Source organism: Gordonia westfalica (assembly GCF_900105725.1).
Lineage (GTDB): Bacteria > Actinomycetota > Actinomycetes > Mycobacteriales > Mycobacteriaceae > Gordonia > Gordonia westfalica.
This window is the reverse complement of record NZ_FNLM01000034.1, coordinates 2,861,346-2,879,392: the sequence shown is the minus strand read 5'-3', so window position 1 is coordinate 2,879,392 and position 18,047 is coordinate 2,861,346. Positions and strand designations below refer to the sequence as shown.

17 protein-coding genes and 1 pseudogene are annotated in these 18,047 nt (G+C 67.3%); 14 read left to right on the top strand and 4 right to left on the bottom strand.

Annotated elements, in window-relative coordinates; all coding sequences use genetic code 11:
- Positions 1 to 22: 22 nt before the first annotated feature.
- The 3 genes from BLU62_RS34945 to BLU62_RS18460 form a co-directional block, all read right to left on the bottom strand.
- Positions 23 to 181, bottom strand: coding sequence for a helix-turn-helix domain-containing protein (locus tag BLU62_RS34945; protein WP_425284605.1), 159 nt, complete (start codon positions 179 to 181; stop codon positions 23 to 25).
- A gap of 45 nt (positions 182 to 226) precedes the next feature.
- Positions 227 to 1,534: an ISL3 family transposase gene (locus tag BLU62_RS18465; RefSeq protein WP_074851222.1), complete on the bottom strand. Its 1,308-nt coding sequence runs from the start codon at positions 1,532 to 1,534 to the stop codon at positions 227 to 229.
- Between the two features lie 320 nt (positions 1,535 to 1,854).
- Positions 1,855 to 3,300, bottom strand: coding sequence for an APC family permease (locus tag BLU62_RS18460; protein WP_074851221.1), 1,446 nt, complete (start codon positions 3,298 to 3,300; stop codon positions 1,855 to 1,857).
- A 136-nt stretch (positions 3,301 to 3,436) separates the two neighbouring features.
- Between BLU62_RS18460 and BLU62_RS18455 the strand changes: the two genes are divergently transcribed.
- The 4 genes and pseudogenes from BLU62_RS18455 to BLU62_RS18440 all read left to right on the top strand — a co-directional run bounded on the left by BLU62_RS18455 (position 3,437) and on the right by BLU62_RS18440 (position 6,788).
- A complete protein-coding gene (locus BLU62_RS18455; RefSeq protein ID WP_074851220.1) occupies positions 3,437 to 4,183 on the top strand; it encodes a phosphoglyceromutase in 747 nt (248 codons plus the stop codon).
- A gap of 103 nt (positions 4,184 to 4,286) precedes the next feature.
- On the top strand, positions 4,287 to 4,607 hold the full coding sequence (locus tag BLU62_RS18450; protein WP_074851219.1) for a GNAT family N-acetyltransferase: 321 nt from the start codon (positions 4,287 to 4,289) through the stop codon (positions 4,605 to 4,607).
- 139 nt (positions 4,608 to 4,746) lie between these two features.
- On the top strand, positions 4,747 to 6,099 hold the full coding sequence (locus tag BLU62_RS18445; RefSeq protein WP_074853010.1) for a sensor histidine kinase: 1,353 nt from the start codon (positions 4,747 to 4,749) through the stop codon (positions 6,097 to 6,099).
- Positions 6,100 to 6,102: 3 nt separating this feature from the next.
- Positions 6,103 to 6,788, top strand: a pseudogene (locus tag BLU62_RS18440) (winged helix-turn-helix domain-containing protein).
- Between the two features lie 33 nt (positions 6,789 to 6,821).
- Here the strand turns inward: BLU62_RS18440 and BLU62_RS18435 are convergent.
- Entirely contained in the window at positions 6,822 to 7,682 is an 861-nt protein-coding gene (locus BLU62_RS18435; protein WP_074851218.1) for a DUF3109 family protein, read from the bottom strand.
- Between the two features lie 55 nt (positions 7,683 to 7,737).
- Here BLU62_RS18435 and BLU62_RS18430 point away from each other — a divergent pair, with 55 nt between their 5' ends.
- From BLU62_RS18430 to BLU62_RS18380, 10 genes are all read left to right on the top strand, one after another.
- Entirely contained in the window at positions 7,738 to 8,715 is a 978-nt protein-coding gene (locus BLU62_RS18430; RefSeq protein WP_208863646.1) for a Ppx/GppA family phosphatase, read from the top strand.
- A gap of 136 nt (positions 8,716 to 8,851) precedes the next feature.
- Positions 8,852 to 10,522: a hypothetical protein gene (locus BLU62_RS18425; protein WP_074851216.1), complete on the top strand. Its 1,671-nt coding sequence runs from the start codon at positions 8,852 to 8,854 to the stop codon at positions 10,520 to 10,522.
- Positions 10,519 to 11,427, top strand: a complete 909-nt coding sequence (locus BLU62_RS18420) for a sugar phosphate isomerase/epimerase family protein (RefSeq protein WP_074851215.1) — start codon at positions 10,519 to 10,521, stop codon at positions 11,425 to 11,427. The genes BLU62_RS18425 and BLU62_RS18420 overlap by 4 nt, the downstream gene beginning before the upstream one ends.
- Before the next feature lie 67 nt (positions 11,428 to 11,494).
- The gene (locus BLU62_RS18415; RefSeq protein ID WP_074853009.1) at positions 11,495 to 12,370 is read left to right on the top strand and encodes a thioesterase family protein; all 876 of its coding nucleotides are present in this window, start codon (positions 11,495 to 11,497) and stop codon (positions 12,368 to 12,370) included.
- Between the two features lie 6 nt (positions 12,371 to 12,376).
- Positions 12,377 to 13,237, top strand: a complete 861-nt coding sequence (gene proC / locus BLU62_RS18410; protein ID WP_074851214.1) for a pyrroline-5-carboxylate reductase — start codon at positions 12,377 to 12,379, stop codon at positions 13,235 to 13,237.
- Positions 13,238 to 13,425: 188 nt separating this feature from the next.
- Positions 13,426 to 13,659 (top strand): helix-turn-helix domain-containing protein, encoded by a 234-nt coding sequence (locus BLU62_RS18405; protein ID WP_074851213.1) that lies wholly within the window; start codon positions 13,426 to 13,428, stop codon positions 13,657 to 13,659.
- Between the two features lie 312 nt (positions 13,660 to 13,971).
- Positions 13,972 to 14,073, top strand: coding sequence for a 30S ribosomal protein bS22 (locus BLU62_RS18395; protein WP_003402602.1), 102 nt, complete (start codon positions 13,972 to 13,974; stop codon positions 14,071 to 14,073).
- A 200-nt stretch (positions 14,074 to 14,273) separates the two neighbouring features.
- A complete protein-coding gene (locus tag BLU62_RS18390) occupies positions 14,274 to 15,326 on the top strand; it encodes an NAD-dependent epimerase/dehydratase family protein (protein ID WP_074851211.1) in 1,053 nt (350 codons plus the stop codon).
- 337 nt (positions 15,327 to 15,663) lie between these two features.
- Positions 15,664 to 16,845: a lysophospholipid acyltransferase family protein gene (locus BLU62_RS18385; RefSeq protein ID WP_099047870.1), complete on the top strand. Its 1,182-nt coding sequence runs from the start codon at positions 15,664 to 15,666 to the stop codon at positions 16,843 to 16,845.
- Positions 16,846 to 16,876: 31 nt separating this feature from the next.
- Positions 16,877 to 18,040 carry a zinc-binding dehydrogenase gene (locus BLU62_RS18380; protein ID WP_074851210.1) on the top strand — a complete coding sequence of 388 codons (1,164 nt, stop codon included), beginning with the start codon at positions 16,877 to 16,879 and terminating at the stop codon, positions 18,038 to 18,040.
- The last annotated feature ends 7 nt before the right edge of the window (positions 18,041 to 18,047 follow it).

Below are 18,047 nucleotides of genomic sequence, written 5' to 3'. Positions count from 1 at the left end.
TCGGGCTGGCCACCCAAGTTGGTCAAGAGTAGTGAACGCCCCGAGGCCGCATCTCGACGCCTTCTTGCTTCAGAATCGTCAAGACAGTCGTCTTGCCAACTCCTGTCTCTTTGGCAACCTCGCGGCTCGTGAGCCCACTCTCATAGAGACGGACCACGTCACCTCGTAGTCGTTCCGTAATTCTCGATCGGAATTTGACTTCAGGAGATAATCGGCTCTTCCTGATTCAGAGTGCGTGTAGGCGTTCTGCCAGGCCGCCGGAGTGGATGAGTGACCGCAAGATGTAGTGGTTGAGGTTGCGGAAGCCGAGCGCGATCCCGCGCAGGTGTTCCAAGCGTCCGTTGATCGCTTCGACCGGGCCGTTGGAGGCACCGGTGTCGAAGTACGCCAGGATCTCTTTGCGTCGGGCCCACAACGAACGGCCGAGTTGGGCAAGTTCGGCGAGTTCTTTCGGAACGCCGGTGTGGATGCGTTTGAGCAGCTTGTACATCGCGATCTTCCCGTCACGCTTGTGCGGTTGGCCGTAGGCGTCAATCAGGTCTTGATAGACGGCGTAGGTGACCGCGACCGCCAGATGTTCCTCACGCGCTTCGAGGCCGTTGGTGATGCGGGTCTTCTGCTTGTCGGTCAACAAGCCGATTCGGGTGAGCAGAGGGCGGCGGATGCCGTAGAGCGGGTCCCCGGTGCGGCCGCGGTGTCCGCACGTATCCTGTTGCACGCGTTGACGACACACCGTGAGCTTGTCTGCGGCCAAGTGCACCACATGAAACGGATCCATCACCGCACGCGCCTTGTCCAGGGTTTCAACGGTCGCGGTGCGATACCCGGCGAACCCGTCCATGGTGACGACCTTGATCCGGTCACGAAATGCAGGATCGCGCGCGGTCAGCCAATCCTTCAACGCGGCTTTGGAGCGGCCGGCGACCATGTCCAGCAAGCGTGCCGGGCCGGTACCATCGACGATCGGTGTCAGGTCGACGAGCACGGTCACGAAACTCGAATCCCCCTTGCCGCGAACGTGTTTCCACTTGTGCTCATCGACCCCAAGGACCCGCACACCGTCCAGGCGGGCCGGTGCGGACGCCAGCATGCGGGCCTCCTCGAGTGCGAGCGTGTTGACGGTGTTCCAACCCAACCCGACCGCCGCGGCGACCGCCTTGACCGACATCTTGTCGACGATCATCGCCCGCAGAATCCACGTGGTGGTGCGGCGGGTGACGTGGGCCCGTGGCGCCACGATGGTCGAGATGTCGGCACGAAAGATCGTGGTGGCACAGTCCGGGTTCTCGCACAGGTGGCGCGGCACCGCGATATGCAGCCGAGTCGGATGCCCCACGATCGGCAGATCAGCGACCTCACGATCGATGTGGTCACGCAGCCGACCCGGCTGTCCGCATCCGGGACATGTGTTCTTCGGTTCCAGGACCTGGCAGAACACGTGGGTGCGGTCCTCGCCGTCGAGGGCGGCACCGGTGATCGTCACCCCGAGCTCGATGGTGCGGCAGATGGTGTCGGCAATAGCGCTACGCTGCAACGTGGGTCCTGTTGGTGTCCGGGTGGGTGTGTGAGAGCTTTCATCCTCACACCACAGGACCCGCCTATATCTCCAGGCTCACCGCCCACACCCCGCGATCTTGCTCACCCCTACATCTTGTGGTCGCAAGAACCTGTTCCACGCACCGTCAATCAGGAAGAGCCAGATAATCCCTGATCAGATGCGGTACTGGGCCGAATGGGGGTGTTGACCTTGGCTCCAGCGAGGACTACCAGAAACCGGCCCCCACCGCAGGTGATCACGTCACCTCCGGTGGGGGCCGGTCGCTTTCGGTCCCGTCGGGCTGTCGGCGAGGGCGTCTACTTCATCTGGTGCGGTGGCACCTCGTCGTAGCTGATCGCGCGGTCACCGGATCGCTTGTGCCACCAATACGTGAGCGCCCACAGGACCACTCCGAGCAGCAGGAGCCAGCCGGCGATCACATACTGTTCGGGGTCGCGGCCGGTGATCGGCAGGGTGAGGTATCCGCACGTGACGGCACCGAGGACCGCGACGGGGGTGTAGGTCCGGAAGTGTTTGTGTTCCACCTTGTCCCGCCGGAGGACGAGCACCGACACGTTGACCACCGTGAACACCGCGAGCAACAGCAGCGCGGTGGTGCCGCCGAGCAGCCCCACGATGGAGCCCTTCGGATCAGAGCTCACGTAGGTGAGGAGCAACAACGCGACGACCGTGGTGAAGATGACGGCCCCGAACGGGGTCCGGCGACCCGGGTGCACGTAGGCGAGGAACTTGGGGAGCACGCCGCGCTTGGCCATGCCGTAGAGCAGGCGGCTCGCCATCATCATGTTGATGAGCGCGGTGTTGGCGACCGCGAACATCGATATCCACGGCAGCAGATCCGACATCGGGAAGTCCGGCGCCGCCGCCTGGACGACGTCGACGAGCGGGGTCTCGCTCTCGGCCAGCACGCCCACGGGGACGATGGCCACCGCACAGATCGCGATGAGGACATAGACCGTCGCAGTGATCCCGAGGCCGCTCAACATCACCTTCGGGAAGATGCGGGTCGGCTCCTTGCACTCCTCGGCCATGTTGACCGAATCCTCGAAACCCACGAGGGCGAAGAAGGCCAGCGAGGTCGCCGCGGTGACGGCGATGAAGACGTTCTTGTCGTCGGGACTCTCGAAGGCCACCACCGCATCCCAGTGATCGGCGTTGCCGCCCACGATGAACCAGTACCCGATGAACAGCACGAGCAGCAGGCCGGTCAGCTCGACCAGCGTCAGTACCACGTTGGTGCCGACCCCTTCGGCGACGCCGCGGAAGTTGATGAACATGACCAGCAGAAGGAAGCCGACCGCCACTGCGTACAGCGCCGGATTCGTGGCGTCGGGGGAGTCGCCGCTGAATGCGGTCAGCATGTTCACCGCGAAGGCGCGCGACGCCGTCGTCGCCGATGTGATGCCCGAGCACATCACCGTGAACAGGACGATGAAGGTGACGAAGTGGATGCCGAAGGCCTTGTGCACGTACAGCGCTGCGCCCGCGGCCTGCGGATACTTGGTCACCAGTTCGAGATAGGAGAACGCGGTGAGCGTCGCGACGGCGAAGGCGATGAGGAACGGCAACCACGCCGCGCCCCCGACCTCGCCGGCCACCTGACCGGTCAGCGCATAGACGCCGGTGCCCAGGATGTCGCCGATGATGAACAGGAGTAGCAACTTCCAGCCCAATACGCGTTTGAGCTCGGGCTGCTGTTCCGCATTCTTGCCGGTCTCGCCGGCGTTTGTGCTGGCTGTCATGGGATAACGCTAGACCTCGGATGCATGCGCCGCCGGGCGAACCGCGGCAGTTCGCCGCCGGATCGTCGTGCGGGGTCGCGGTGGTGCCGGGGGCGGTGGGAAGAAGGCTCCGGCCGTCTATGCGAAACTATCGCCCATGAGCAACGGCACCCTGATCCTGATGCGTCACGGCGAGAGTGAATGGAATGCGTCCAACCAGTTCACCGGATGGGTGGACGTGGCGCTCACGGACAAGGGTAAGGCCGAGGCCGTGCGGGCCGGCGAACTGCTCATCGAGCACGATCTGCTGCCCGACGTCCTCTACACCTCGCTGCTACGCCGCGCGATCTCGACGGCGCAGATCGCCCTCGACCGCGCCGACCGCCATTGGATCCCGGTGGTCCGCGACTGGCGTCTCAACGAGCGTCACTACGGTGCGCTCCAGGGCCTCGACAAGGCGGACACCCTGGAGAAGTACGGCCAGGAGCAGTTCATGCTGTGGCGTCGCAGCTACGACACCCCGCCGCCGGCCATCGAGCCCGACGCCGAGTACAGCCAGGTCGGCGACCCGCGGTACGCCGACCTCGACGAGGTGCCGCTGACCGAGTGCCTCAAGGACGTCGTGGCACGCATGATCCCGTACTTCACCGAGACGATCGCCGCCGACCTCAAGGCCGGTAAGACCGTGCTCGTCGCGGCGCACGGCAACTCGCTCCGGGCGCTCGTCAAGTACCTCGACGACATCTCCGACGAGGACATCGCGGGGCTGAACATCCCCACCGGCAACCCGCTGCGCTACGACCTCGACGACAACCTCAAGCCGCTGAATCCGGGCGGCACCTACCTCGATCCCGAGGCGGCGGCGGCCGGTGCGGCCGCCGTGGCGGCGCAGGGCCAGAAGTAGGCCTCCTCGACCGACGCGCCCGCTGTCGGCGAATCGCCGGACGGCGGGCGCGTAACATAATCGTCATAGCTTCTTTGGTGTGACGCGCGCTACATTAGACGCTATGGCGGATGTGGGCACCTTGCGGATCGACCATTCACCTGCTCAGGAACGGTATGAGGCGATTCTCGTCTCTGATGCCTTCGGCGAGGACGAAGTGGTCGGGTACCTCGACTATGTCTCGGAGCCGTACCAGATCGTGCTGACCCACACCGTGGTCCGCGAGCACTACAGCGGGCACGGCTATGCGGGACAACTCGTTCGGTACGTCCTCGAGGACATCCGGGCCAGCGGCAAGCAGGTCGTCCCGGTGTGCTCGTACGTCCAGCGTTTCATCGCTCTCCACCCGGAGTTCGCCGACATGGCGGTCCCGGTCCCTCAGTGAGTCCGGCCGGCGGCGGCATCTGAACCTGCCGACGACCTTCCGCGGCGACCGCCGGCTCTTCGGCGAACGGCACGTGAACACCTGCCGAACAGCCGCGACATATGTGCGACCGGAGTTGGTTAATCCGTAAGCTGTGCTCGTGGCCGCCGCAATCTCAGCCGCGACGATCGCTTTCGTGCTCGCGCTCATCCTCGGAGTCATGCTGGGTCGTCGCTTCGGCGGCCTCGGGTGGCCCCGACGTTTCGCGCTCGGCTCCTGGCCCGCCCGGAGGCGGGTGTCCGCGGGCTCCGAGGTCCCGAGCGAGGCCGCGCTTCCCATCCCCACCGCCGACCGTGCGCTGGCGCCCAGGGCCGTGCCGGCGTCGGCCGAGGTGCGCGATTCCGACGTCCAGTCGACGACCCCCGACGGCCGGATGACCAAGGCCGGTCTGCTGAGCATGGTCGTCCGCAACTCGTCGACCGCCGTCGCCGTGGTCGACCAGTACCGGGACGTGGTGATGTTCAACCATCGGGCCGTCGAACTCGGCATGGTGCGCGAGATGCTGCTGGCCGACCCGGTCTGGGACGCGGTCAAGGACGTCCTCGACACCGACATCGAGCGGAACTTCGAGTTCAGTCCGCCCACGTCGAGCCTCGGCTTCGTCTCCACCGGGCGTACGCCGCGCCCCACCGTCGAACACGTGCGGTGCCTGGCCAAGGTGGTGGCACAGGACGATGAACGCTACGCGGTGGTCTACGGTCTCGACGACACCGAGCACAAGCGTCTCGAGGCCACCCGGCGCGACTTCGTCGCGAACGTCTCCCACGAGCTGAAGACCCCGGTCGGCGCCATCGGCCTGCTCGCCGAGGCGCTCCTCGAATCGGCTGACGACGCCGAGTCGGTCCAGCACTTCGGTCAGCGGGTGGTCGGGGAAACCAAACGCATGGGCAAGCTGGTGAGCGAACTGCTCGCGCTGTCCCGGCTGCAGGACGGCGACACCCCCGAGTTCACCCGCATCGACGTCGACGCGCTCATCGACGAAGCCCTCTCCGCGGCGACGATCACCGCCGAGGCGGCAGCGATCGAGTTGCGGTCCGACGAGCCGATCGGTGCGGCGATCAGCGGAGACCGACTCCTGCTGCTCACCGCTCTGAACAACCTGATCGCCAACGCCATCGCGTACTCGCCCGCCGACACCGTCGTCTCGATCAGCCGCCGCATCATCCGGATCGACGGCCGTCCCATGGTGGCGATCGCCGTGACCGACCGCGGCATCGGCATCGCACGCTCCGACCAGCAGCGTGTCTTCGAGCGGTTCTTCCGCGTCGACCAGGCGCGGTCGCGGCTGACCGGCGGTACCGGTCTGGGCCTCGCGATCGTCAAACACGTGGCCGCCAACCACGGCGGCACGATCAATCTGTGGAGCGAACCGGGTACGGGCTCCACCTTCACACTGTGCATCCCCGAGGACCTGTCCGACGTGGGCTGGTCCGCCGACGACGAAGGAATCTGAGAGTTGACCCACGTGCTGATCGTCGAGGACGAGGAATCGCTGGCCGATCCGCTGGCCTTCCTACTGCGCAAGGAGGGGTTCGAGGCCAGCATCGTCAACGACGGTGCGCAGGCCCTGCCCACCTTCGAGCGCGTCAGCCCCGACATCGTGCTCCTCGACCTGATGCTCCCGGGATGTCGGGTACGGAGATCTGCAAGGCGCTGCGCGCCCGGTCGAATGTGCCGGTGATCATGGTGACCGCCCGCGACACCGAGATCGACAAGGTCGTCGGACTGGAACTCGGTGCCGACGACTATGTGACCAAGCCGTATTCGGCGCGGGAACTCATCGCCCGCATCCGGGCGGTCCTGCGACGAGGGGCCGACCCCACCGAGGAGGACCTCGACCTCGCCGTCCTCGAGGCGGGACCGGTGCGGATGGACGTCGAACGGCACACGGTGGCGGTCAACGGTGAGCCGATCACGCTGCCGCTCAAGGAGTTCGATCTCCTCGAGTACCTCATGCGCAACGCCGGCCGCGTGCTGACCCGCGGGCAGTTGATCGATCGGGTCTGGGGCGTCGACTACGTCGGCGACACCAAGACCCTCGATGTGCACGTCAAGCGCCTGCGCTCCAAGATCGAGCCGGATTCGGCCAACCCGAAGCACCTCATCACCGTGCGCGGACTCGGGTACAAACTCGAGGCCTGAGCCGGGTGCGCGGGCTTTTCCCGCGCACCCCGGTCACTCCGGCGGTTGCAGTTCGTACTTGACGTCGGTTTCCCGACGGGCCGTCGCGGCCTGGGTGGCCGGGTGGATGGCGATGAGTCCCAATCCGTTTCGGCGTCGGCAGGCGGCGGCGAGGACCTCGTAGGCCTTGGCGCCCAGGAGCTCGGTCAGTTCGGGTGCGTAGGACTCCCAGACCTGGGTCGCGCCGACGTGGGCGTCGGGGGAGCCCGAGCAGTACCACTTCAGGTCATGGCCGCCCTCGCCCCAGCCGCGGCGGTCGAACTCGGTGATCGTGGTCTGTAGGACCTGGGTGCCGTCGGGACGTTCCACCCAGTCCTGTTCACGACGCACCGGCAGCTGCCAGCACACGTCGGGCTTCACGGTGAGCGGCTCGAGGCCCTTGCGCAGGGCCATCGAGTGCAGTGCACATCCCACACCGCCGGCGAAGCCCGGGCGGTTCAGAAAGATGCACGCGCCCTTGTGAAGTCGCGTCTTCAGGGCCGGTTCGTCGTCGAGGTCGCCCTCTTCGAGATAACCCTTGGGGCCGACCGGGTTTTTGCCCGATCCCTTCTTGTAGAACTGCCAGTCCTCCGGGGTGAGCATCGAGACGCCGTGGGCGAGACGTTTGCGATCGTCGGAATCGGACAGGTAGGCGCCGTGGCTGCAGCAGCCGTCGGTCTCGCGTCCGGGCAGGATGCCCTGGCAGGCCGGGGTGCCGAAGACGCACGTCCAGTGTGAGAGCAGCCAGGTGAGGTCGGCTCTGATGAGGTGTTCGGGATCGGCCGGATCGACGAATTCGTACCATTCACGCGGAAAGTCGAGTTCGACCTCCGGGGCGGGCGTGATTCGTGGCGCGGACGGCGAGATTGCGGTCACGACTACAACGGTAGCCCGGATCGTGCCGGCACGACGCCTGCATTACCGTTGACCCGTGCGCTTAGGAGTTCTGGATGTGGGCAGCAACACTGTTCACCTCCTGGTGGTGGATGCCCATCGCGGTGGTCACCCGACGCCCATGAGTTCGACCAAGGCGGTTCTGCGTCTGGCCGAACAGATCGACGCCGACGGTCGGATGAGCGACAAGGCGGTGTCGAAGCTGATCGACTCCGTCGACGAGTTCACCCACATCGCCGGTACCTCCGGCTGCGAGCAGATGATGGCGTTCGCCACGTCGGCCGTCCGGGACGCCACCAACTCCGACGATCTGCTCGACGAGGTCGAGAGGCGCACCGGAGTCCGGATCGCGGTGCTGTCCGGGCGCGACGAGGCACGGCTCACCTCGCTTGCCGTGCGCCGCTGGCGCGGGTGGAGCGCCGGCCGCATCCTCGCCCTCGACATCGGTGGCGGTTCCCTGGAGATGTCCAACGGCGTCGACGAGGAACCCGACGTCGCGTTGTCGCTGCCGCTCGGGGCCGGGCGACTGACGCGCGAATGGCTGCCCGACGACCCGCCGGACCGGCGCCGTATCGGCGTCCTCCGCGACTGGCTCGACGCGGAGTTGCGCGCCCCCGCGAAGGAACTGCTCGCGCCCGGCGCGCCCGACCTCTGCGTCGGCACCTCGAAGACCTTCCGGAGCCTCGCCCGCCTGACCGGGGCCGCACCGTCGAGCGCCGGACCCCGCGTCCGACGCGAACTGACGACGAGCGGACTCCGCCAGTTGATCTCGTTCATCTCCCGCATGACCCGCGCCGACCGTGCCGAGCTGGAAGGAGTCAGCGCTGATCGCGCCGGTCAGCTGGTCGCCGGGGCGCTCGTGGCCGAGGCGGCAATGCGGGCGCTCCAAGTCGATACACTGGAAATCTGTCCGTGGGCTCTTCGGGAGGGCGTCATCCTGCGTCGGCTCGACGCGGAACCAGCCGACTCGTTCGAGCCCGCACAGACGACTGGCGCTCGGGGCGGCGCCGGCTGATCCGTCTCTGCGACGCCGCACCACGGGCGCGCGGGGTGGGGGAGTCGGTCGACGGTGGTCCTCGAGCGCCGAGAGGTACCCAAAGCGGATGCGCTCGACCGGCATCCGGTGACGTTCCAGGACGGAGAGCCACTTCATGTCGAATGATTCGGAACCCGAATCTCGACCCATTTCGGTATCGGAACTGCTCGCCCGCTCGCAGGCGGCCGGCGGCACGACGCCCAGCCGGCGTGACGGTCGGGGTCGACGACGCGCGGGACGCGACGGTTCGGTCTCGGTCTCCGAGCTGACCGGCGAGATCCCGAAGATCACCGACGCGTCCGCGGCGCAGGCCGACGACGAGGCCCCTTCTGCGGACTCGAGTTCGTCGACGCAGGTCCCGGAGGTCAAGGCCGCGGAGGTCAAGGTCCCAGAGGCCAAGGCCCCAGAGGTGGAATCGGCCGAGGTCCCGGAAGCCGCGACGCCGGAGACCCCGAGCAGCCCGTTCCCGCGGTCGGGAAACCCCGTCGCACGTCGCGCCGCCGACGACCGCCCGGTCGCCGACCGGCCGCGCCCGGACCGGCCGTTCGCGCCCGGAGGTCCCAACGCGAGCGGGATGCCCGGCTATGGCGTCGCGCCGCCGGCCACCCGCGACTTCAGCTCGGACGCGGTCGCCCGGCGGATGAGTCCGCCGCGCGACTCGCAGCCCGTCGACGAGGAGTCGGCGAACGCGGTCACCGGCATCATCCCGGTCGTGGACGGGCCGGGTGACGGGACCGAAGAGGGTCTTGTCGTCGTCGAGTCCGACGACGTGGTGACCTACGACCTGACCGAGGTCGACTCCGCTTCCGAACCGCGTGAGCGTCGTGACGGTGCGTTCTCCGACGTCATGGACTTCGACGCCTACCGCAACTTCGCCGACGTTGAAGGCGACGCCGACACAAGTGCGCAGCCGGTCGGCGCGAACGGACCGAAGAAGGGCGCGAAGTCGCTCGGCGGTCTCGCACGCAAGCTGTTCGCCCGCACGGGTCGTGCTCGCGGCGCCGCGGCCGCAGGCGCTGCCGCCGCGGACGCGGGGAAGGACACCGGCGCCCCTGCCGCGACGGCCGCGCCCTCGGGTCGTGCGCGGGCAGCCGCGGCACGGGCACGCGATGACGACAACCCGACCGAGATCATCGCGCCGATCGAGTCCCCGGGGGATGAGGCCGCCGACATCTTCCCGGACGAGAGCGAGACCTGGCAGGCGTCGGCCCAGTGGTACGACACCGAGGCATGGTCGGCGCCGGCCGTCGACGAAGAGGACACCGAGGCCGGCGCCGTCGCCGAGCCGGGTGCGAACGACGAGACGGTCGACCTGGTCAAGCACGAGACCGTCGCGGTCGACGAGACCGCCGATCTCGACGAGAGCCTCGGCGACGACGGCCCCGCCGACGACACGGATGGATCGTCGGCGGAGACCGCCGGCATCGCATCGGTCGCGGCGGACGCCGAGCGCGGCGAGACCCAGAAGGCCGCGGTCGCCCGGGAGGACACCGAGACGCGCGAGTCCGGCGAGCCCGAAGAAGAACAGTCGCCGGTCACCGCCTGGCTCCTGCTGTTCGCTCAGGCCGTCGTGGGGCTGGCGGTCGGCGTCGGTCTGTTCTGGGGCTTCACCGAGCTGTGGCGCTGGAACCCGTACTTCGCGCTGGTCCTCGCGGTGCTGGTGATCTTCGGGATCGTCACGCTGTCCCACGTCGTGCGACGTACCAAGGATCTGGCGACGACGCTGCTCGCATTGGGCGTCGGCCTGCTGGTGACCATCGGTCCACTGGTGTTGCTGGCCACGTGACGCCGTCCGAGTCGCCTCCGCTCCCCAGGCCGGAGATACCCATCGGTCTGTCGACCGCCTCGGTCTACCCGCAGAACACCGAGGCGGCCTTCGCCTACGCGGCGGATCTCGGCTACGACGGAGTGGAGCTGATGGTCTGGGGCGACCCGGTCAGCCAGGACATCCGGCGCGTCGGCTATCTGTCCGACCACTATCAGGTGCCGGTCCTTTCGATCCACGCCCCGTGCCTGCTGATCTCCCAGCGCGTCTGGGGCCGGGACCCGGTGGTGAAACTGGCGCGCTCCGTGCAGGCGGCCGAGGATCTCGGCGCGCCGACCGTCGTGGTGCACCCGCCGTTCCGCTGGCAGCGCGGTTACGTGTCGGCCTTCGACGACCTCGTCGGAGAGCTCGAGGACGACAGCGGGGTCGCGATAGCCGTGGAGAACATGTTCCCGATGCGCGCGGACCGCTTCTTCGGATCACGTGAACCATCCGTGCGACGACTCCAGAAGCGGGGCGGTGGGCCCGGCCTCGCCGCGTCGGCGTTCGGCAAGTCGATCGACCCCACCGACGACGGATACGCGAACTACACCCTCGACCTCTCGCACACCGCGACGGCCGGGGTCGACGCTCTGGACCTGCTCGATCGCATGGGGGCGAACCTCAACCACCTGCATCTCGCCGACGGTCACGGCGCGGCGACCGACGAACACCTCATCCCCGGAGACGGCGGGCAGCCCTGTGCGGAGGTGTGTCGCCGGATCGCGGCGAGCGACTTCGCCGGGGCCGTCGTGCTGGAGGTCACCACCGGCAGTGCGCGCACCAAGCCCGAACGCAGTGCACTGCTGGCCCGTTCGCTAGATTTTGCGCGGCAGCACCTCAAGCGGGAGCTGCACCCCGAGAGTGCCGGCCGGCGCAACAAGTGACGCGGAGATCGTCACGTTGCGGTCCTTTTCGTCCGGCGCCGGGGTCGCCGAGACGAAAGCGGGGACCATGACCAGCAAGATCACCGAGGTGCAGCTGCTGACCGAGGTGGGCCGCGGTGGTCCCGACGCCATCACCCTGCGGGCGCACATCGACGAGACCTTCACGATCGGCCCCAAGGTGCACGGCGGCAGCCTGCAGATGGTCGTCGCCAAGGCGGCGCGCACCGCGCTCACCGCTCTCACACCTCCCCCAGGTCTGGACGGCGGTGACCCGAAACTCGCCGAGGCGACCGCCGCGATGATCCCGGTGGCCATCGCCAGCGACTACCTGACCGCACCCGACGCCGCTGATGTCGATCTCGCGATCTCCGTGCGCAAACGCGGCCGGACCGTGACGGTCCTGCAGGTCGACGCCGTGCAGCAGGGGCGCACGGTCGTGTCGTCGTCGGTGACGATGGCCCGCCCGGACACGGGGACCCCGCATCACTCCGGCCCGAACGCGCTCGACGGCACGCCCGCCGAACCGCCGTCGACCGGCATCACGCTGGACGGCTCGCCGATCGCCGAGGTCAACCATCTCGGTGCGGCGATCGACCTGGTCCTCGACGCGGAGACGTTCCCGATGGTCCGCGGTGAGACCGGTGAGCCGCTCGTGCGCGGGTGGATCCGCCCCAAGGGACTCGACCCCGACGAATACTTCTCGGTCCTGGTGTGCGACATCTCGCCGCCGGTGGTCTTCAACCTCGCGATGTTCGGCTGGGCACCGACCGTGCAGCTGACCACCTATGTGCGCCGGCATCCCGCGCCGGGGTGGCTGCGCTTCGCCGCGTTGAGTACCGAGGTCGGGCCCGGGATGTTCGAGGAGGATCATCTCGTGGTGGACTCGACCGGGACAGTTGTCGCCCAGTCCCGTCAATTGGCACTCATTCCCGCAGGAAGGTAGACATTCGTGACCGAACGCATCGCCATCATCGGTGGAGGCAAGATCGGGGAGGCCCTGCTGGCAGGCCTGATCGGCGCCGGAACCCCGACGAAGGACCTCGTCGTCGCGGAGAAGCTTGAATCCCGGGCGTCCGAGATCGCCGACGAGTACGGGGTCCTGGTGACCGACGTGAAGACGGCCGCGGAATCCGCTCAGTACGTGTTCCTGGCGATCAAGCCGGACGACGTCGACTCGATCCTCCGCATCCTCGCCTCGGCGGAGGACGAGTCCGAGACCGAGCGGGTGACGGTGACCCTGGTCGCCGGTATCCCGTTGGCTCGCTACGAGAGCGCGCTGCAGGCGGGTTCCCCGGTCATCCGGGTCATGCCCAACACCCCGATGCTGGTCAACGAGGCCATGTGCGCGGTGTCGGCCGGCCGCTACGTCGAGGAGGAGCAGCTCGACGCGGTCGTCGGCCTGCTCAAGACCGTGGGTCGGGTGGCCGTGGTGCCCGAGAAGCAGATGGACGCGGTCACGGCCGTGTCCGGGTCGGGGCCGGCCTATGTCTTCCTGCTCGCGGAGGCGATGATCGACGCGGGCGTCGGCCTGGGGCTGACCCGCGCGCAGGCCTCGGAGATGGCGGTACAGACGATTCGCGGCGCCGGGATCCTGCTCAGCGATTCGGGCATGTCGCCGGTCGATCTGCGGGCCGCGGTGACCTCGCCGGGCGGCACCACCGCCGAGGCGATCCGCGAATTCGAGGCGAACGGCCTCCGGCACGCCGTCTACCAGGCCACACGCGCCTGTGCGGCTGCCAGCGCACGCGGCGGACGTCGAGTGGAAGTCGAGGGTTTGGCGTCGGGACACGCGGTCTCCGACACCCCATGAGTAGTGGTCGATGGGCCGCTAAACCCCTGCATGTTGGGGTCGAGTCACAGAAATCCCAGAAAACCCGGTCCCTCACGTCGCTTTTTTCACATCTGCCACGCTAAGCTGCTTTAAGCACGTGCGTGTCTGATGTCCGCAGGAGGGGAAGCCTGCGGCCGCGACGCGTGCACCGGAGGTATGAGTGATCAATGGCACCTGCAGACACTCCTGGTGACAGGACAGCTTCGGTGAGCAATGCGACTTCTGCGTCGCAGTTCCTCACCGTCGCCGAGGTTGCGTCGCTGATGCGCGTTTCGAAGATGACCGTTTACCGACTCGTCCACAACGGCGAACTGCCTGCGGTTCGGGTTGGACGCTCGTTCCGTGTGCATGCGAAAGCGGTGCACGACTACCTGGAGACGTCGTACTTCGACGCCGGCTAGGTTCGGTCTCGGCCGACGCGCCGATCAGCAGTTCTACCCAGCACTCCCGAGGGCGGCCACGGCGTCGCCCCGGGAGTGCTGTGTTCTGACGGGGTCTCGCGCGTGTCGACCGGTGGTCGCGAGGGCGTTTTCGGCCCCCGCGATTTCTGATCCGACACCCCGCCCGGTAGGCTCAGTGGTCGCGTACCTGGATGTACCGGTGAGCTCCTCGAGCCGGATCGTCGACGCCAGTCGATGACCACTGACGAAGCCGATCGAGTGCAGGCCAGGGTCGGTCAAGTACATCAGTGTCAATCGTGAGGAAGCGCCCCGATGGGTTCAGTTATCAAGAAGCGCCGCAAGCGCATGTCGAAGAAGAAGCACCGCAAGCTGCTGCGTCGAACCCGGGTGCAGCGTCGTAAACTCGGCAAATAAGCACTCCTTTGGCACCAGGACCCGCCTCGGCGGGTCCTTTTGCTTTTCTCGGGCCCGCCTCGGCGGGTCCTTGTGCCGGCTGTTTGTCGCGAGGTCTTTTGTCACACGAATGATCGGGTTCCCGGGCCGTTCGTCACCGATCCCGGCGATCCCGGCACCTCGGCGGGCCGAAACGGGTCGATGCCGTTAGCCTCGACCCCATGGCCGAATCCTCCTCAGTGTTGCCCCGAGTCGTCCTGGTCACGGGGGCGTCGACTTTCCTGGGGGGGTACCTGGTCGCGCGGCTCGCGGCCAATCCTCAGATCGAGCGTGTGCTGGCCGTGGACTCACGGGTGCCGCGCAAGGACCTCCTGCGCCGCATGGGGCGGGCGGAATTCCTGCGGCTGGACATCCGGCGTCCCACGATCGCGAAGGCGTTGGTGTCGTACGGGGTCGACACCGTGGTGCACGCTGCCACGTCGATCGCCGACACCGCCCCGCACTCGGCGGCCATCAAGGAGTTCAACGTCGTCGGTGCGATGCAGGTCTGTGCGGCCTGTCAGCGGACGCCGTCGGTGAAGCGTCTCGTGCTGCGGTCCACGGCGATGGTCTACGGCGCCAGTGCGCGCGACCCATCGCACTTCTCCGAGGAGACACGCGCGCGCCGTGAGCCCAAGCGGGGCTATGGCCGAGACCTCCTGGACGTGGAGGGCTACGTCCGCGGTCTCGGGCGCCGGCGCCCGGACATCGACATCACGATCGTGCGCCCCCAGGCGATGCTCGGGCCGCGGATCACCACGCGTATGGGTTCTTACCTGTCGGCGCCGGTGGTGCCCACGGTAATCGGCTTCCAGCCGCGCCTGCAGTTCCTGCACGAGGAGGACGCGCTCGCGGCGATGGAGCACGTGACCCTCGCGGGGAAGCCGGGAACCTTCAATCTGTCGGGTGAGGGAGTCGTGACGCTGACCCAGGCGATCCGCCGGATCGGGCACATCGAACTGCCCGTCCCGAGCAGTCTTCTCGCGCCGATCGCCGGTGTCTTCCAGGATCTGCGTTCGGCGAAACTCCGATCGTCCCAGACCGAGTTCCTCACCTACGGTCGCGTTCTGGACACCACCAGGATGCGTACCGAGCTGGGTTTCGTGCCGCGGTACACGACCATGGAAACACTCGATGACTTCGTCGAACGCAGCGGCGTGACGCCGGTGATCGGGACGGACGCCTGGCGGGCGTTCGAGCAGCGTGTCGTGTCCGCCGCACATCAATTGCAGTGAACTGCGAGATGAGATTGATACGAGGAGTTCGGTCCGAGGTGCGCAACGTCACTGCAACCTCTAGACTTGGACGTCAGACCCACAACGCCGGCAGGAGCAGCCACGCCACCGCGCGCGACGGGTGAGGACTTCGGGAAAATGCTGACGATCACGCGGGGACGATCGCAGTTGCTTCCGGGTTCACCGTTTCATGTCATCCACAAACGCACCGTTGCGTCTGTGGATCCGGGGGGATGGCCTGTGACGGAACGATTGCCAGTAGTTCAGGCTCCCCCGGTTCAAGCGCCGAGCAGGGGGTTTACCGAGACACGGACGATCCTGGGGACAGGGACAAGGGGTGAGCGCCTTGGCAGGTAGCGGAGCGACAGATGCACGTACCGCGAAAGTCATTCAGCTCTATGCGTCACCGTCGGGGCCGGACTCAGTGGACCGCCGCGGTGCTCGTGATTCCGGGCGACGTCGGCATCCGAGCCAGCAGGCTTCGGGGCATCGAACGAGACACGGTGCCACGCAAGGCGATTCGTTTCTCGGTCATCCCAACACCGATGGTTTCGGTCGCCCGCCCGCGCGGGTGACCCCGATCAGCAACGAGATCGCCCTGTCGGACGAGGTACTCGGTGTGGAGCACCGTGGCCCGTCGAAGTCGAGTCCGCTGTTCAGCCTCGGTGGCATCCGGAACGCGGTCGCCGACACACTGACCTCCACCGCGGGCTTCATCCGCGAGCGGATGGCCGGCGAGTACGAAGTCGACGAGTTCGGATTCGATCCCCATTTCACCGAATCGGTGTGGTTTCCGGCAGTCCGGCAGGTCTACGAGAAGTGGTTCCGCGTCGAGGTGACCGGAATCGAGAACCTGCCCCTCGAGGGCGGTGCGCTGCTCGTCGCCAACCATGCCGGCACCATCCCGGTCGACGCGATCATCACCTCTCTGGCTGTCCGCGACAACCATCCCGACAATCGCTACGTGCGACTCCTGGCCGCCGACATGGCCTTCGACTCGCCGGGTATCAGCGAGGTCGCGCGGCGCATCGGCGCCACTGTGGCCTGCACCAACGACGCCGACCGACTGCTCCGTCAGGGGGAGCTCACCGCGGTCTGGCCCGAGGGCTTCAAGGGCATCGGCAAGCTGTACAAGGATCGCTACAAGCTGCAGCGGTTCGGCCGGGGCGGCTTCGTGACGACCGCGCTGCGCAACGCGGCGCCGATCATCCCCGTGTCGATCGTCGGCTCCGAGGAGATCTACCCGATGCTCGCCGACCTCAAGCCCCTCGCCAAGGTGCTCGGCCTGCCGTACTTCCCGATCACGCCGCTGTTCCCGTGGCTGGGTCCGCTGGGCATGGTGCCGTTGCCGTCGAAGTGGCACATCCACTTCGGCCGGCCGATCGAGACGGGCTCCTACGACGAGTCGTCGGCCGACGATCCGATGGTGGTCTTCGACCTGACCGACCATGTCCGCGAAGAAATCCAGCAGACCCTCTTCCGGATGCTGAGCCGTCGGGGGAGTGTCTACTTCGGCTGACGGCAGCCCCTGCGACTGATACTCATGAGACATGCGTGCAGTCGTGTGTCGAGCCGGTGAGCTGACCGTCCAGGACGTTCCCACTCCCGTACCGGAGACCGGGCAGGTGCTCCTGCGTGTCCTGCGGGCAGGTATCTGCGGTTCCGACCTCCACGCGCGCGTGCACTGCGATGCGACGGCAGACGTGTCCGAGGAGGTCGGCTACGACGCGTTCATGCGCTCCGGCCAGTCGGTGGTCATGGGCCACGAGTTCGCCGGCGAGGTGGTGTCCTACGGTCCCGGATGCCGTAAGCGGTGGGCGCCCGGGACGCCGGTGGTGTCGGTCCCGATGATCCGCCACGGCGGCGAGGCGCACCTGACCGGGCTGACGGCATCGGCGCCGGGTGCCTACGCACAGTTCGTATTGGTCTCCGAGGACATGACCTTCGAGATCCCCGACGGTCTGTCGGTCGACCACGCCGCTCTCACCGAACCCCTGGCCGTCGCCCATCACGCGGTACGCCGCGGCGAGGTCGGCCGGCGCGACGTCGCCGTGGTGATCGGGTGCGGACCCATCGGGCTCGCGGTCATCGCGATGCTCAAGGCGTCGGGCGTGCGCACCGTCATCGCGAGCGATCTGTCCGCGGGTCGTCGGGCCCTGGCCGGGCGGGTCGGCGCCGACATCGTGGTCGACCCGGCCGTGGAATCACCGTTCGACCGGTGCGCGCGAGAGGGCAGGTACGTCACCGCCGCCCAGGACCTGCTCGGCACCGCATTCGACGCGATGCGCACCCTGCGTCGAATCCCGTTGGCGCCGTGGCCTTCCCTGTTCCGGGTCGCCGACCGGCTCGGCGCGACGCCGACCGGTCCGGTGATCTTCGAATGCGTGGGCACCCCCGGCATGATCGAGCACGTCGTGTCGAACGCGCCGTTCCGCTCACGCGTCGTCGTGGTGGGTGTGTGCATGGAACCGGACACGTTCCGTCCGGCGATGGCGCTCAACAAGGAGATCGAGCTGCGATTCGTCTTCGTCTACGATCCGGCCGAATTCCACCAGACCCTGCAGATGATCGCCGCGGGCAAGGTCGACGTCGCGCCGATGATCACCGCCACCGTCGGACTAGAGGGGGTCGCGCCGGCGTTCGACGCTCTCGGGACGGCCGCTCATCATGCGAAGGTGCTGATCGACCCGATGAGCGAGATCTCCTCGCTCTGAACCGGTT

Bases quoted from the DNA above. Each gene is read 5' to 3' on its own strand.
- BLU62_RS18460 (WP_074851221.1), bottom strand. From the start codon at position 3,300: ATGACAGCCAGCACAAACGCCGGCGAGACCGGCAAGAATGCGGAACAG.
- BLU62_RS18455 (WP_074851220.1), top strand. From the start codon at position 3,437: ATGAGCAACGGCACCCTGATCCTGATGCGTCACGGCGAGAGTGAATGG.
- BLU62_RS18450 (WP_074851219.1), top strand. From the start codon at position 4,287: ATGGCGGATGTGGGCACCTTGCGGATCGACCATTCACCTGCTCAGGAA.
- BLU62_RS18425 (WP_074851216.1), top strand. From the start codon at position 8,852: ATGTCGAATGATTCGGAACCCGAATCTCGACCCATTTCGGTATCGGAA.
- BLU62_RS18415 (WP_074853009.1), top strand. From the start codon at position 11,495: ATGACCAGCAAGATCACCGAGGTGCAGCTGCTGACCGAGGTGGGCCGC.
- BLU62_RS18405 (WP_074851213.1), top strand. From the start codon at position 13,426: ATGGCACCTGCAGACACTCCTGGTGACAGGACAGCTTCGGTGAGCAAT.
- BLU62_RS18395 (WP_003402602.1), top strand. From the start codon at position 13,972: ATGGGTTCAGTTATCAAGAAGCGCCGCAAGCGCATGTCGAAGAAGAAG.
- BLU62_RS18390 (WP_074851211.1), top strand. From the start codon at position 14,274: ATGGCCGAATCCTCCTCAGTGTTGCCCCGAGTCGTCCTGGTCACGGGG.
- BLU62_RS18380 (WP_074851210.1), top strand. From the start codon at position 16,877: ATGCGTGCAGTCGTGTGTCGAGCCGGTGAGCTGACCGTCCAGGACGTT.